12 protein-coding genes are annotated in these 15,314 nt (G+C 64.1%); 8 read left to right on the top strand and 4 right to left on the bottom strand.

Going from position 1 to position 15,314, the window contains the following annotated elements; genetic code table 11:
• Positions 1 to 65: 65 nt before the first annotated feature.
• The 8 genes from B4L76_RS16880 to pcaC all read left to right on the top strand — a co-directional run bounded on the left by B4L76_RS16880 (position 66) and on the right by pcaC (position 8,438).
• Positions 66 to 1,412, top strand: a complete 1,347-nt coding sequence (locus B4L76_RS16880; protein WP_296234068.1) for an MFS transporter — start codon at positions 66 to 68, stop codon at positions 1,410 to 1,412.
• 158 nt (positions 1,413 to 1,570) lie between these two features.
• Positions 1,571 to 2,431: a CoA transferase subunit A gene (locus B4L76_RS16875; RefSeq protein ID WP_296234066.1), complete on the top strand. Its 861-nt coding sequence runs from the start codon at positions 1,571 to 1,573 to the stop codon at positions 2,429 to 2,431.
• Positions 2,428 to 3,207 (top strand): CoA-transferase subunit beta, encoded by a 780-nt coding sequence (locus B4L76_RS16870; RefSeq protein WP_225779102.1) that lies wholly within the window; start codon positions 2,428 to 2,430, stop codon positions 3,205 to 3,207. The genes B4L76_RS16875 and B4L76_RS16870 overlap by 4 nt, the downstream gene beginning before the upstream one ends.
• On the top strand, positions 3,204 to 4,409 hold the full coding sequence (pcaF, locus tag B4L76_RS16865; RefSeq protein ID WP_296234194.1) for a 3-oxoadipyl-CoA thiolase: 1,206 nt from the start codon (positions 3,204 to 3,206) through the stop codon (positions 4,407 to 4,409). Before B4L76_RS16870 ends, pcaF begins: the two co-directional genes overlap by 4 nt.
• A 171-nt stretch (positions 4,410 to 4,580) precedes the next feature.
• On the top strand, positions 4,581 to 5,870 hold the full coding sequence (locus tag B4L76_RS16860; RefSeq protein WP_296234065.1) for an MFS family transporter: 1,290 nt from the start codon (positions 4,581 to 4,583) through the stop codon (positions 5,868 to 5,870).
• Positions 5,871 to 5,879: 9 nt separating this feature from the next.
• On the top strand, positions 5,880 to 7,232 hold the full coding sequence (locus tag B4L76_RS16855; protein ID WP_296234064.1) for a 3-carboxy-cis,cis-muconate cycloisomerase: 1,353 nt from the start codon (positions 5,880 to 5,882) through the stop codon (positions 7,230 to 7,232).
• A gap of 11 nt (positions 7,233 to 7,243) precedes the next feature.
• Positions 7,244 to 8,035: a 3-oxoadipate enol-lactonase gene (pcaD, locus tag B4L76_RS16850; protein WP_296234063.1), complete on the top strand. Its 792-nt coding sequence runs from the start codon at positions 7,244 to 7,246 to the stop codon at positions 8,033 to 8,035.
• A gap of 10 nt (positions 8,036 to 8,045) precedes the next feature.
• The gene (pcaC, locus tag B4L76_RS16845; RefSeq protein ID WP_047583944.1) at positions 8,046 to 8,438 is read left to right on the top strand and encodes a 4-carboxymuconolactone decarboxylase; all 393 of its coding nucleotides are present in this window, start codon (positions 8,046 to 8,048) and stop codon (positions 8,436 to 8,438) included.
• 56 nt (positions 8,439 to 8,494) lie between these two features.
• Here the strand turns inward: pcaC and B4L76_RS16840 are convergent, their stop codons facing one another.
• The 4 genes from B4L76_RS16840 to ttgB form a co-directional block, all read right to left on the bottom strand.
• Entirely contained in the window at positions 8,495 to 9,007 is a 513-nt protein-coding gene (locus B4L76_RS16840; RefSeq protein WP_296234062.1) for a DUF962 domain-containing protein, read from the bottom strand.
• Positions 9,008 to 9,157: 150 nt separating this feature from the next.
• On the bottom strand, positions 9,158 to 10,411 hold the full coding sequence (locus tag B4L76_RS16835) for an OprD family porin (protein WP_296234061.1): 1,254 nt from the start codon (positions 10,409 to 10,411) through the stop codon (positions 9,158 to 9,160).
• Between the two features lie 298 nt (positions 10,412 to 10,709).
• Complete coding sequence (locus B4L76_RS16830; protein ID WP_296234060.1) at positions 10,710 to 12,164, bottom strand: AdeC/AdeK/OprM family multidrug efflux complex outer membrane factor; 1,455 nt, start codon at positions 12,162 to 12,164, stop codon at positions 10,710 to 10,712.
• Positions 12,161 to 15,313, bottom strand: a complete 3,153-nt coding sequence (ttgB, locus tag B4L76_RS16825; protein WP_296234059.1) for a multidrug efflux RND transporter permease subunit TtgB — start codon at positions 15,311 to 15,313, stop codon at positions 12,161 to 12,163. Before ttgB ends, B4L76_RS16830 begins: the two co-directional genes overlap by 4 nt.
• Position 15,314: the final 1 nt, after the last annotated feature.

The following is a 15,314-nucleotide window of genomic DNA, read 5'->3' as shown; positions in this document are numbered from 1 at the left end:
GATGCCCCCTGTGCCGGTTGACCGCGTGCAGTGGCCTGGCTGTGCCCTCATTCTGGATAACAATAATGAACCAAGCGCAAACCAACGTCGGCAAAAGCCTCGACGTCCAGTCGTTCATCAATCAGCAGCCGCTGTCCCGCTATCAATGGCGCGTGGTGCTGCTGTGCTTCCTGATCGTCTTCCTCGATGGCCTCGACACCGCCGCCATGGGCTTCATCGCCCCGGCCCTGTCGCAGGAGTGGGGGATCGACCGCGCCAGCCTCGGCCCGGTCATGAGTGCCGCACTGATCGGCATGGTGTTCGGTGCCCTGGGCTCCGGCCCGCTGGCTGATCGGTTTGGCCGCAAGGGTGTGTTGGTTGGGGCGGTGCTGGTGTTCGGCGGCTTCAGCCTGGCATCGGCCTATGCCACCAATGTCGACCAGTTGCTGGTGCTGCGTTTCCTGACCGGCCTGGGCCTTGGTGCAGGCATGCCAAACGCCACTACGCTGCTGTCCGAATACACCCCCGAGCGGCTCAAGTCGCTGCTGGTGACCAGCATGTTCTGCGGTTTCAACCTTGGCATGGCTGGCGGCGGCTTCATTTCTGCAAAGATGATCCCGGCCTACGGCTGGCATAGTCTGTTGGTCATCGGTGGCGTGCTGCCGTTGCTGCTGGCGCTGGTACTGATCGCCTGGCTGCCGGAGTCGGCGCGGTTCCTGGTGGTGCGCAACCGTGGCAGCGACAAGGTGCGCAAGGCCCTGTCGCCCATCGCGCCGCGGTTGGTGGCCGAGGCCGGCAGCTTCAGTGTGCCGGAACAGAAGGCCGTGGCCGCACGCAACGTGTTCGCGGTGATCTTCTCCGGTACTTATGGCCTGGGCACCGTGCTGTTGTGGCTGACCTATTTCATGGGGCTGGTCATCGTCTATCTGCTGACCAGCTGGCTGCCTACGCTGATGCGCGACAGTGGCGCGAGCATGGAGCAGGCTGCTTTCATCGGCGCGCTGTTCCAGTTCGGTGGCGTCCTGAGTGCCGTTGGCGTGGGCTGGGCCATGGACCGCTTCAACCCGCACAAGGTGATCGGCCTTTTCTACCTGCTGGCCGGGGTATTCGCCTACGCCGTGGGGCAGAGCCTGGGCAACATCACGCTGTTGGCCACGCTGGTGCTGGTTGCCGGCATGTGCGTGAACGGGGCGCAGTCGGCCATGCCGTCGCTGGCGGCACGCTTCTACCCGACCCAGGGCAGGGCCACGGGGGTATCGTGGATGCTGGGTATTGGCCGCTTCGGAGCGATTCTCGGTGCCTGGAGTGGCGCGACACTGCTGGGCCTGGGCTGGAGTTTCGAGCAGGTGCTGACGGCGCTGCTGGTACCGGCAGGGCTGGCGACCGTGGGGGTGATCGTGAAAGGGCTGGTGAGCCACGCTGACGCGACCTGATGTGCAGGCGAGGACGCCGGTAAAGGTAACGAAAAGAGATTGGTAGGGATGCAATAATTGGTTCGATAATCGCACAAATAGTCGATTATCGGATTGTAAGGCCCCCTCCAGTCTCCTTAATCTGAGCTTACCGAAGCATCCTGACCAGGAGTCTCCAAATGGCCGCAATTCTCTCGCTTCACGAAGCCGTGAAGCAGTTCATCCAGGATGGCGATACCGTCGCCCTGGAAGGTTTCACCCACCTGATCCCGACTGCCGCCGGCCACGAAATCATCCGCCAGGGCAAGCGCGACCTGACCCTGGTGCGCATGACCCCGGACCTGATCTATGACCAGCTGATCGGCGCTGGTTGCGCCAGCAAGCTGATCTTCTCCTGGGGCGGCAACCCGGGTGTCGGCTCGCTGCACCGCCTGCGTGATGCCGTCGAAAAGCAATGGCCGCACGCTATCGAGATCGAAGAGCATAGCCACGCCGACCTGGCCAACGCATACGTCGCGGGTGCCTCGGGCCTGCCATTCGCCGTGCTGCGTGCCTATGCCGGTTCCGACCTGCCGAAAGTCAACCCACTGATCAAGAGCGTGACCTGCCCGTTCACCGGTGAAGTGCTGGCTGCGGTGCCGTCGGTGCGCCCGGACGTGACCGTGATCCATGCGCAGAAGGCTGACCGCAAGGGAAACGTGCTGCTGTGGGGCATTCTCGGTGTACAGAAGGAGGCTGCCCTGGCCGCCAAGCGTTGCATCGTCACCGTCGAGGAAATCGTCGACGATTTGCAGGCACCGATGAACGCCTGCGTGCTACCGACCTGGGCTCTGAGCGCAGTATGCCTGGTGCCGGGTGGCGCGCACCCGTCCTACGCCCACGGCTACTACGAGCGTGACAACCGCTTCTACCAGGCCTGGGACCCGATCGCGCGTAACCGCGAAACGTTCACCGCCTGGATCGACACCTACATCCGCGGCACTGCCGATTTCAACGAATTCAAGGCCAGGCTGGCCAGCACTGCGGAGGCCGCACAATGAGCTACTCCACTTCCGAAATGATGACCGTCGCCGCAGCCCGTCGCCTGCGCAATGGTGCTGTATGCTTCGTCGGCATCGGCCTACCGTCCAAGGCCGCCAACCTGGCGCGCCTGACCTCGTCGCCTGACGTGGTGCTGATCTACGAGTCCGGCCCGATTGGCGCCAAGCCAAGCGTGCTGCCGCTGTCGATCGGCGACGGCGAGCTGGCCGAGACCGCCGACACCGTGGTGCCGACCGGCGAGATATTCCGCTACTGGCTGCAGGGTGGCCGGATTGATGTCGGCTTCCTTGGCGCCGCGCAGGTCGACCGCTTCGGCAACATCAACACCACCGTGGTCGGTGACTACCACGCCCCGAAAACCCGCCTGCCAGGCGCCGGTGGCGCACCGGAGATCGCCGGTTCCGCCAAACAGGTGTTGATCATCCTCAAGCAGTCGCCGCGTGCCTTCGTCGACAAGCTGGATTTCATCACCTCGGTCGGCCACGGCGAAGGCGGCGATTCGCGCAAGCGCCTTGGCCTGCCAGGCGACGGCCCGGTCGGCATCATCACCGACCTGTGCATCATGGAGCCGGAAGCCGGCACCAACGAGTTCGTCGTCACCGCCATCCACCCGGGGGTGACCCGTGAACAGATCATCGCTGCCACCGGCTGGGCGATCCGCTTTGCCGACGACGTGCAGACCACTGCCGAACCCACCGCAGTCGAGCTGTCCGCCTTGCGCGACCTCGAAGCCCGCACCGCCGCGGCCCATGGCCAGGTGGCAGGAGAAGCCTGATGCGCGACGTATTCATCTGTGACGCCATCCGTACCCCGATCGGCCGCTTCGGCGGCGCGCTGGCCGGCGTGCGTGCCGACGACCTGGCCGCCGTTCCGCTGAAGGCGCTGATCGAGCGCAACCCCAGCGTGCAATGGGAGCAGCTGGACGAAGTGTTCTTCGGCTGCGCCAACCAGGCCGGTGAAGACAACCGCAACGTGGCACGCATGGCCCTGTTGCTGGCCGGCCTGCCGCAGAGCATCCCCGGCGTCACCCTGAACCGCCTGTGTGCTTCGGGCATGGATGCCATCGGCACCGCGTTCCGCGCCATCGCCAGCGGCGAAATGGAGCTGGCGGTCGCCGGCGGCGTCGAGTCGATGTCGCGTGCCCCGTTCGTCATGGGCAAGGCCGAGAGCGGCTACTCGCGCAACATGAAACTCGAAGACACCACCATTGGCTGGCGTTTCATCAACCCGCTGATGAAGAGCCAGTACGGTGTGGATTCGATGCCGGAAACCGCCGACAACGTGGCTGATGATTACCAGGTTGCGCGCGCCGACCAGGACGCCTTCGCCCTGCGCAGCCAGCAGAAGGCCGCCGCGGCCCAGGCCGCCGGTTTCTTTGCCGAAGAGATCGTGCCGGTGCGTATCGCCCACAAGAAAGGCGAAACTGTCGTCGAGCATGATGAGCACCTGCGCCCGGAGACGACCCTGGAGGCGCTGGCCCGGCTCAAGCCGGTCAACGGCCCCGACAAGACCGTCACCGCGGGCAACGCTTCGGGCGTGAATGACGGCGCTGCGGCGCTGATCCTGGCCTCGGCCGAAGCGGTGCAGAAGCACGGCCTGACCCCACGCGCACGGGTGCTGGGCATGGCCAGCGCCGGTGTCGCGCCGCGGGTGATGGGCATCGGCCCGGTGCCGGCGGTGCGCAAGCTGACCGAGCGCCTGGGTATCGCAGTGAACGACTTCGATGTGATCGAGCTCAACGAAGCCTTTGCCAGCCAAGGTTTGGCCGTGCTGCGCGAGCTTGGCATAGCCGACGATGCGCCGCAGGTGAACCCCAACGGCGGTGCGATCGCCCTGGGCCACCCGCTGGGCATGAGTGGTGCGCGCCTGGTACTGACTGCGCTGCACCAGCTGGAGAAGAGCGGTGGGCGTAAAGGCCTGGCGACCATGTGCGTAGGCGTTGGTCAAGGTCTGGCATTGGCCATCGAGCGGGTTTGACCTGTACCGGCCTCCTCGCTGGGCACGTCCTTTACCACAGGAGGGACCACGCCTCCTGCTGTGGGGGCCTGTTGGCGAAGAGGCCGAACCTTGGACGCAAGGCCAAGGCGGAACGAGCGTGTTACCAGGTGTGTCTAGAATTACCTGCGACCCTCCAGGAGTGAACTCACCATGACCTCAATCTATTACACCGGCGAAGAACGCAGCAAACGCATCTTCGCTATCGTCGGTGCCTCCTCGGGCAACCTGGTGGAATGGTTCGACTTCTATGTCTACGCCTTCTGTGCCATTTACTTTGCCCCGGCTTTCTTTCCCTCCGACGACCCGACCGTGCAGTTGCTGAACACGGCGGGCGTGTTCGCCGCAGGCTTTCTGATGCGCCCCATCGGGGGCTGGATCTTCGGCCGCCTCGCGGACCGCCATGGACGCAAGAACTCCCTGATGATCTCGGTGCTGATGATGTGCTTTGGCTCACTGATGATCGCCTGCCTGCCCACCTATGCCAGCATCGGCACCTGGGCCCCGGCACTGCTATTGCTGGCCCGCCTGATCCAGGGCCTGTCGGTTGGCGGCGAGTACGGCACCACCGCCACCTACATGAGTGAAGTGGCCCTGCGTGGCCAGCGCGGTTTCTTTGCTTCGTTCCAGTACGTCACCCTGATCGGTGGCCAGTTGCTGGCGGTGCTGGTGGTGGTGATCCTGCAGCAGTTGCTCACCGAGGACGAGCTGCGCGCCTGGGGCTGGCGCATTCCGTTCGTGGTCGGCGCCATCGCCGCGCTGATTTCGCTGATGCTGCGCCGCTCGCTGCACGAGACCAGTAGCGCCGAAGTCCGCCAGAGCAAGGAGGCCGGCACTATCAAGGGGCTGTTCAGTAACCACGCGGCAGCTTTCATCACTGTGCTCGGCTATACCGCCGGTGGCTCGCTGATCTTCTACACCTTCACCACCTACATGCAGAAATACCTGGTCAACACGGCTGGCATGACGGCGAAAAACGCCAGCTACGTGATGACCGGTGCGCTGTTCCTGTTCATGGTGCTGCAGCCGTTCTTCGGCATGCTCTCCGACCGTATCGGCCGGCGCAATTCGATGCTGCTGTTCGGCGCCCTGGGGACGCTGTTCACGGTGCCGTTGCTGATGGCGTTGAAAACCGTGACCAGCCCGTTCATGGCCTTCGTGCTGATTACCCTGGCGCTGTGTATCGTCAGTTTCTACACCTCGATCAGCGGCCTGGTGAAGGCCGAGATGTTCCCGCCGCAGGTGCGCGCGTTGGGTGTGGGCCTGGCCTATGCGGTGGCCAACGCGGCGTTCGGCGGTTCGGCCGAATACGTGGCCCTGGGCCTGAAGTCCCTGGGCATGGAAAACACTTTCTACTGGTACGTGACGGCGATGATGGCGATTGCTTTCCTGTTCAGCCTGCGCCTGCCGAAGCAGGCGGCGTACCTGCACCACGATGATTAAGGACGTGGCATGACCAACCAACTGTTCGACGCCTACTTCACCGCGCCGGCCATGCGCGAGATATTTTCCGACCGCGGCCGGCTGCAAGGCATGCTCGATTTCGAAGCGGCGCTGGCACGCGCCGAAGCTGCGGCCGGGCTGGTTCCGCACAGCGCCGTCGCGGCCATCGAGGCGGCCTGCCACGCCGAGCGCTACGACGTGCGCGCGCTGGCCGACGCGATTGCCAGCGCTGGCAACTCGGCCATCCCCCTGGTGAAGGCGTTGGGCAAGGTGATTGCCAGTGGCGTGCCCGAGGCCGAGCGCTACGTGCACCTTGGTGCCACCAGCCAGGATGCGATGGATACCGGCCTGGTCCTGCAGTTGCGCGCAGCCCTCGACCTGATCGAGGCCGACCTTGCCGGGCTGGCCGATACCCTGTCCCGCCAGGCCTTGCAGCACGCCGACACGCCGCTGGTGGGACGCACCTGGCTGCAACACGCCACGCCGGTGACCCTGGGCATGAAACTGGCCGGTGTGCTGGGGGCCGTGACCCGTCACCGGCACCGCCTGCAGGAACTGCGCCCACGCCTGCTGGTGCTGCAGTTCGGTGGTGCCTCGGGTAGCCTGGCCGCCCTCGGCAGCAAGGCAATGCCGGTGGCCGAAGCCCTGGCCGCTCAGCTTCAGTTGAGCCTGCCCGAGCAGCCCTGGCACACCCAGCGTGACCGCCTGGTGGAGTTCGCTGCAGTGCTGGGCCTGATCGCTGGCAGCCTGGGCAAGTTTGGCCGAGATGTCAGCCTGCTGATGCAGACCGAGGCCGGGGAGCTGTTCGAGCCTTCCGCGCCAGGCAAGGGCGGCTCCTCGACCATGCCGCACAAACGCAACCCGGTGGGAGCCGCTGTGCTGATCGGTGCGGCGACCCGCGTGCCGGGCCTGGTCTCGACGCTGTTTGCCGCCATGCCCCAGGAGCACGAACGCAGCCTCGGCCTGTGGCATGCCGAATGGGAAACCCTGCCGGATATCTGCTGCCTGGTTTCCGGTGCGTTGCGCCAGGCCCAGGTGATTGCCGAGGGCATGGAGGTGGATGCCGCGCGCATGCGCACCAACCTCGACCTGACCCAGGGGCTGGTACTGGCCGAGGCGGTGAGCATCGTTCTCGCCCAGCGGTTGGGCCGCGACCGCGCCCACCACCTGCTGGAGCAATGCTGCCAGCGCGCCGTGGCCGAGCGGCGGCACTTGCGTGCGGTGCTGGGAGAAGAACCGCAGGTCAGTGCCGAACTGTCTGGCGAAGAGCTCGACCGCTTGCTCGACCCTGCCCATTACCTGGGCCAGGCGCGTGTCTGGGTGGCACGCGCCGTATCCGAACATCAACGTTTTACTGCCTGAAGGAGACCGCTGTGGCGCATTTGCAACTGGCCGATGGCGTTTTGAATTACCAGATCGATGGTCCGGAAAACGCCCCGGTGCTGGTCCTGTCCAACTCGTTGGGCACCGACCTGGGCATGTGGGACACGCAGGTCCCCTTGTGGAGCCAGCACCTGCGGGTGCTGCGCTACGACACCCGTGGCCACGGCGCCTCACTGGTCACTGGAGGCCCATACACCATCGAGCAGCTGGGTCGTGACGTCTTGGCCCTGCTCGACGCTCTGGACATCGCCAAGGCGCACTTCGTCGGCCTGTCGATGGGCGGCCTGATCGGCCAGTGGCTGGGCATCAATGCCGGCCAGCGCCTGCACAGCCTGACGCTGTGCAACACTGCTGCCAAGATAGCCAACGACGAAGTATGGAACAGCCGCATCGACACCGTGCTCAAGGGCGGCCAGCAGGCCATGGTCGACCTGCGCGATGCCTCCATCGCCCGCTGGTTTACCCCGACGTTCGCCAAGGCCCAGCCAGCCCAGGCCCAGCGCATCTGCCAGATGCTGGCGCAGACCAGCCCGCAAGGCTATGCCAGCAATTGCGCGGCGGTGCGCGATGCCGACTACCGCGAGCAGCTGGGCCGGATCCAGGTACCGACGCTGATAGTGGCTGGTACCGAGGACGTGGTGACCACGCCGGAACATGGCCGCTTCATGCAAGCCGCGATCAACGGAGCCGAGTACATCGAGTTCCCGGCTGCGCACCTGTCCAACGTCGAGGTCGGCGAGCCGTTCAGTCGCCGCTTGCTCGACTTCCTGCTGGCTCACTGAGGCTATTGCCATGGACGAGAAACAACGTTACGACGCCGGCATGCAAGTACGCCGCGCAGTGCTTGGCGATGCCCATGTGGACCGCAGCCTGGAAAAACTCAACGATTTCAACGGCGAGTTCCAGGAAATGATCACCCGCCACGCCTGGGGTGACATCTGGACCCGGCCGGGGCTACCGCGGCACACACGCAGCCTGATCACCATCGCCATGCTGATCGGCATGAACCGCAATGATGAACTGAAGCTGCACTTGCGCGCGGCTGCCAACAACGGCGTGACCCGTGATGAAATCAAGGAAGTGCTGATGCAGAGCGCGATCTATTGCGGCATTCCGGCGGCCAATGCCACCTTCCACCTGGCGGAATCGGTGTGGGATGAACTGGGTGTGGAATCACGTAGCTGACCCTGCACGGTCTGTTCAGGAGCCGCCTTGCGTCGCGATAGGGCGCAAGGCCGCTCCTACAACGAGCGCGCCACAACCGGGCCGGCGTTGCGCTCGACGGCCTGCTTCAGGGCCGGGCACAGGCCCAGCATGAACGCTGCTTCTGCCACCACGAACAGCGGCCCGATGATCAAGCCGCTGACGTCGTCGACGAATGCCGGTTTGCGGCCTTCATAGTAGTGACCGACGAACTGGATGATCCAGCCCACCACGAACGCCGCCAGACCACTGCCAAGCCACAGTGCCGTTGACTGTACTGCCAGCACCTGGCCGACCCACAGGCAAAGCCCCAGCAACAGGCCCATCACCAGCCCGAAGCGTACGTCCAGGCGCAAGTAGAACCATACCGAGGCCGCGGCTGCCAGCAATGCCGGGGAGCACCACATGCCGGCCACGTCCCAGCCTGGGCGTGACAGCAGGATGGTGACCGCCAGTACGATCAAGGGAATGCCCACGAAGTGGGTGGCGATGTTGCGTGGGTCGCGATGGTAACTGGCGTATTGGCTCAGGTGGTCGACGAGGTTCTTCATGTTGTGCCTCCCTGGTTTGCCGGATCGAGGTGTTTTGCTGGCACCGGCAAGGAAGCCGGTGCTGCAATCGATATAGCTCAGGATAGACCGTCGCCACTACCATCATCAGCCAGGCGAATGGCAGCGGCCTGCACTGCCATATCCAGCGGCTCAAAGCAGGTTCAGCGGGTAGCTCACGATCAACCGGTTCTCATCGAACGCGTTGGTACTGAAGTCCCGGCGCATGGTGGAGTTGCGCCACTTCAGCGACAGGTCCTTGAAGCTGCCCGATTGCACCACGTAGGCCAGTTCGGTCTCCCGCGCCCATTCCTTGCCGTCGTCCACGGCGCCCGCGGTAACGTTGTCACCCTTGATGTAACGGTTCATCAGGGTCAGGCCGGGTATGCCGATGGTGGCGAAGTTGAAGTCATAGCGCACCTGCCAGGAGCGTTCCTGGGCATTGTCGAAGCTGGAGTTGTAGCTGTCGTTGGCCAAGGTGCCACCGCTGGTGCCGTTGACTCGCATCCAGGCGTCGTCGCCGCTGACCTTCTGCAGGCCGACATAGAAGGTGTGGCCCTGGTAGCGTGCCGAAAGCAGCGCCGAGGCGGTGCGGTTGTCCAGTTCGCCGGCGCGTTCGGCGCCGTCTTCCTTGCCGGTGAAGTAGCCCAGGTTGGCGCCGAGGGTCCAGTCGCCCAGCGGCTGGCTGTGCACCAGGTTGAGGTACTGCTGACGGTAGATGTCCTTGAGCTGCGCGTCCCACAGGCCGATCATGGTGCGCTTGTCGTTGAAGGTGTACTCGCCGCCGGCAAAGTTGAAGCGGTCGGAAGTGAACGCCGCCTTGCCGTTCAACGACATGTCTTCCATGCTGGCATCGTTGCGCGGGCTGTTGCCGCGGAACTGGCCGGCGTACAAGGTCAGGCCGGCGATTTCCTTCGAGGTCAGCTGGCCGCCACGGAAGGTCTGGGGCAACGAGCGGCCGTCGTCCGAACGCAGGATAGGCAATACCGGCATCCATTCACCCACTTTCAGTTCGGTTTCGGACAGCCTGGCTTTCAGCGCCACGCCCAGGCGGCCGAAGTCATCGGCGGGGCGGCCATCGTCGTGCAGCGGCAACAGGTGGGTGTTGGTGGTGCCTTTGCCGCCGTCGAGCTTGACCGAGTACAGGCCCAGTACGTCCACGCCGAAACCGACGGTACCCTGGGTGAAACCGGAGCGGGCGTCGAGGATGAAGCTCTGCGTCCATTCCTCGGCCTTGGCCTGCGGGTGGGCCGGGTCGACGAAGTTGCGGTTGATATAGAAATTGCGCAGGTTGAGGGTGGCCTTGGCGTCCTCCATGAAGCCACGCTCGGCGGCGTACAGCGGAAAGGCGCAGGACATGGCCAACAGGCCGGGCAGCAGCTGGCGTGCGGGTTGCAAAGTGCTCATCTGTCGTGGATCTCTTGTTTTTATGGGCGAGCCGGTGTGCTGCAGGATGCGGCCTGCAGGTGCGGGTCTTCGGGATGAACCGGGGCAACGTTGCGTGGAAAGGATGGTGCGGGGTGGGGCGTGGGTGAGGCAATTCGCCGCAAACGGAAGCGGGCGATAATCGAACGGTATGTTCCGGTTGGTTAATTTATTTTCTGCGCCGCACCGGTATCAGCGGGTTTACCGCGAAGAGCCCAGAGCAGGCAACGGAAACAAGAAGCCCACCGCGAGGGTGGGCTTGCTGCTGTTGCTGTCTCAATCAGCCTTTCGGCGTTTCCACCGAGGCCTGCTGATTGGCCTGCCCGGTCTGCTCGTACCAGCCACCGCCAAGCGCCTTGTACAGATTGACCTCGCTGGTCAGCTGCGACAGGCGGTCGCCGATCAGGGCCTGCTGGGCGCTGAACAGGTTGCGCTGGGCATCGAGGAAGGTCAGGTTGCTGTCGATACCGATACGGTAGCGGCGTTCTGCCAAGCGGTAGTAGTCCTGGTTCGCTTGCACCAGGTCGCGTTGCGCCTGTAGCTGCTCCTCGAAGGTCTTGCGCGCCGCCAGGCCATCGGAGACTTCCTGGAAAGCCGTCTGAATGGTCTTTTCGTACTTGGCGACGTTGATGTCCTTCTGGATCTTCGAGTAGTCCAGGCTGGCCTTCAGGCTGCCGGCGTTGAAGATCGGCAGGTTGATCTGCGGCTGGAACAGCCAGGTGCCTTGGCCGCCCGAGAACAGGTGGCCCATGTCCGGGCTCAGGCTGCCGGCGTTGGCGGTCAGGCTGATGCTCGGGAAGAACGCCGCCCGGGCTGCACCGATGTTGGCATTGGCGGCCTTGAGCAGGTGCTCGGCTTCCTGGATGTCCGGACGACGCTGGAGGATGTCCGACGGCAGGCCGGCTGGTACTTCGGCCAGTTGGTCGGCATTGAGCTCCAGCGGCTTGGGCAGGTCGGCGGGAATGCCGGTACCCAGCAGCACGGTCAGGCTGTTGACGTCCTGGGCGACCAGGCGCTGGTACTGCGAGTATTTGACCCGGGCGCCTTCCACGGCGGTGCGCGCCTGGCTGACGTCGAGTGCCGAGGCTACACCGACTTCGTTGCTGCGACGGGTGAGGTTGTAGCTTTCCTCGTAGGTCTTCAGCGTTTCTTCGGTCAGCTTGAACAGCGCCTGGTCGGCCTGCCAGGTGTAATAGGCGTTGGCCACGCTGGCAACCAGGCTGATCTGCGTGGAGCGGCGTGCCTGCTCGCTGGACAGGTAGGTTTCCAGGGCCTGTTCGGTCAGGCTGCGTACGCGGCCGAACAGGTCCAGCTCGTAGGCACTGACCCCCAAGGTGGCGGAATACTGGCTGGTGATGCCGGCCTCGCCGGTTTGCGACATGTTCGCCGGTACCCGCTGGCGGCTGCCGCTGCCATTGGCCGAGACCGCCGGGAACAGGTCGGCCCGCTGGATACGGTATTGCGCGCGGTAGGCGTCGATGTTCAGCGCCGCTACGCGCAGGTCGCGGTTGTTCACCAGCGCGGTCTGGATCAGTTGCTGTAGCGCCGGGTCGTGGAAGAACTGGCGCCAGCCCTGCTCGGCGGCAGCAACGTCTGCCGACTGCGTTGGCGAGTATGCCGGGCCTTGCGGCCACTGCGCAGCCACCGGCGACTCCGGGGCCTGGTAGTCAGGAATCAGCGAGCAGCCGCCAAGAATGAAAGCGGTTACCGCCAGGGACAACAAAGACTTGGTCATTGCCCAGCCTCATAACGTGGAGTTTCAGGGGTGACGTCCTTTTCCGGCTGCTTGCTGCCGAACAGCGACGACACTGCGACGAAGAACAGCGGTACCCAGAAGATTGCCAGAATGGTCGCACTGATCATGCCGCCGATCACACCAGTACCGATGGCGTGCTGGCTGCCGGCGCCAGCGCCATTGGCGATGGTCAACGGTACCACGCCGAGGATGAATGCCAGCGAGGTCATGATGATCGGACGCAGACGCATGCGACACGCCTCGATCGCCGCGTCGTACAGGCTGCGACCTTGTTCGTGCAATTCCTTGGCGAATTCGACGATCAGAATGGCGTTTTTCGCCGCCAGGCCGATGGTGGTCAGCAGGCCGACCAGGAAGTACACGTCATTGGACAACCCGCGCAGGCTGGTGGCAATCAGTGCACCGATGATGCCCAGAGGCACGACCAGCACCACGGCGATCGGGATCGACCAGCTTTCATACAGGGCTGCCAGGCACAGGAACACGAACAGTACCGAGAGGGCGAACAGTGCCGGCATCTGCGAACCGGAGAGTTTTTCCTCGTAGGACATGCCGGTCCAGGAGTAGCCGATACCGCTAGGCAGCTCGCCGGCGATGCGCTCGACCTCGGCCATGGCTTCACCGGTACTGTAGCCCGGTGCCGGTGCACCGAGGATTTCCATGGCTTCGACACCGTTGTAACGCGACAGCTTGGGCGAGCCGTAGCTCCATTCACCCTTGGCGAAGGAGGAGAACGGCACCATTTCACCGGCGCCATTGCGCACGTACCACTTCTGCAGGTCTTCCGGGCTCATACGAGCGTTCGGTTGGCCCTGGATGTACACCTTCTTGACCCGGCCACGGTCGATGAAGTCGTTGACGTAGCTGGCACCCAGGGCAATCGACAGGGTGTTGTTGATGTCGGCGATGGTCACGCCCAGGGCGCTGGCACGTTCATCATCGATGGTCAGCTGGTATTGCGGCTCGTCGTTCAGGCCGTTCGGGCGTACGGCGCTGAGGACTTTGCTCTGCGCGGCCTTGGCCAGGAACTGGTTGCGTGCTTCCATCAGCTTGGCATGGCCGACACCGCCGCGGTCCTGCAGGAACACGTCGAAGCCGGTGGCGTTACCCAGTTCCAGCACCGCAGGCGGGGCGAAGGCGAACACCATCGCATCGCGGAAGGTGAAGAAGTGCTGCTGGGCGCGTTGGGCCAGGGCGAACACGCTGTTCTCCTTGGAACGTTCACCCCATGGCTTGAGCATGATGAATGCCATACCCGAGCTCTGGCCACGGCCGGCGAAGTTGAAACCGTTGACGGTGAACACCGAAGCAACGGTGTCGGCCTCTTCCGTCAGCAGGTACTCACGCATCTGATCGACCACCACCTGGGTGCGCTCGGCACTGGAGCCGGCCGGGGTCTGCACCTGGGCGAACAGTACGCCCTGGTCTTCTTCCGGCAGGAACGCGGTGGGGATGCGGGCGAACAGCCAGATCATGCCGACCACGATCAGCGCGTAGGCGAGCAGGAACGGCGCCTTGTTGCGCAGGATGGTGCCCACGCTGCGCTCATAGCCGTTAACACTGCGGTCGAAGTTGCGGTTGAACCAGCCGAAGAAACCGCGCTTGGCCACGTGGTGCTCGCCTTTTTTCAGCGGCTTGAGCATGGTGGCGCACAGGGCCGGGGTGAAGACCAGCGCGACCAGCACCGACAGACCCATGGCCGAGACGATGGTGATGGAGAACTGCCGGTAGATCACACCGGTGGAGCCGCCGAAGAATGCCATGGGCAGCAGCACTGCCGACAGCACCAGGGCGATACCCACCAGGGCACCCTGGATCTGCTCCATCGAGCGCTTGGTAGCTTCCTTTGGTGGCAAGCCTTCCTCGGACATCACCCGCTCGACGTTTTCCACCACGACGATGGCGTCGTCCACCAGCAAGCCGATGGCCAGGACCATGGCGAACATGGTCAGGGTGTTGATGCTGAAGCCCGCTGCGGCGAGGATGCCGAAGGTACCCAGCAACACCACCGGTACGGTCATGGTGGTGATGATGGTGGCGCGGAAGTTCTGCAGGAACAGGTACATCACCAGGAACACCAGGACCACGGCTTCGATCAGGGTGTGGATCACGCCGCTGATCGACTCGGTGACCACCGGGGTGGTGTCGTACGGGAATACCGCTTTCACCCCGGGCGGGAAGAACGGTTCCAGGTCGGCGATGGTCTGGCGCAGAGCCTTGGCGGTGTCCAGGGCGTTGGCGCCGGTTGCCAGTTTTACCGCAAGGCCGGAGGCCGGCTTGCCGTTGAACTGGGCGCTGACTGCGTAGTTTTCACCGCCCAGGCCAACCTGGGCGACATCACCCAGGCGCACCTGCGAGCCATCGCTGTTGACCTTGAGCAGGATCTTCTCGAACTGCTCGGCGGTCTGCAGGCGGGTCTTGCCGATGATGGTGGCGTTCAGCTGGGTACCCGGCATGGCAGGCAGGCCGCCGAGCTGGCCGGAGGACACCTGTACGTTTTGCGCGGCTACCGCGGTCTTGACGTCGACCGGGGTCAGCTGGAACTTGTTCAGCTTGGCCGGATCGAGCCAGATACGCATGGCGTACTGGGCACCGAACACCTGGAAGTCACCCACGCCTGCAGTACGCGAGATCGGGTCCTGCATGTTGGAGACGATGTAGTTGGCCAGGTCGTCCTTGGACATGCTGCCGTCTTCGGACACCAGGCCGATCACCAGCAGGAAGTTCTTCACTGCCTTGGTGACGCGGATACCTTGCTGTTGCACTTCCTGCGGCAGCAGCGGGGTGGCCAGGTTCAGCTTGTTCTGTACCTGCACCTGCGCGGTGTCGGGGTTGGTGCCCTGCTCGAAGGTGGCGGTAATGGTCATGCTGCCGTCGGAGTTGCTTTCCGACGACACATAACGCAGGTGGTCGATACCGTTGAGCTGCTGCTCGATCACCTGCACCACGGTGTCCTGCACGGTTTGCGCCGAGGCGCCCGGGTAGGTCACGGCGATGGCGATGGCCGGCGGCGCGATGCTGGGGTACTGGTTGATCGGCAGCTTCAGGATCGACAAGGCGCCGACCAGCATGATCACCAAGGCGATCACCCAGGCGAAGATCGGGCGATCGATAAAGAACTTCGACATG

The organism is Pseudomonas sp. UBA4617 (genome assembly GCF_002386445.1).
GTDB lineage: Bacteria > Pseudomonadota > Gammaproteobacteria > Pseudomonadales > Pseudomonadaceae > Aquipseudomonas.
This window is presented reverse-complemented; position numbering and strand designations above follow the sequence as displayed.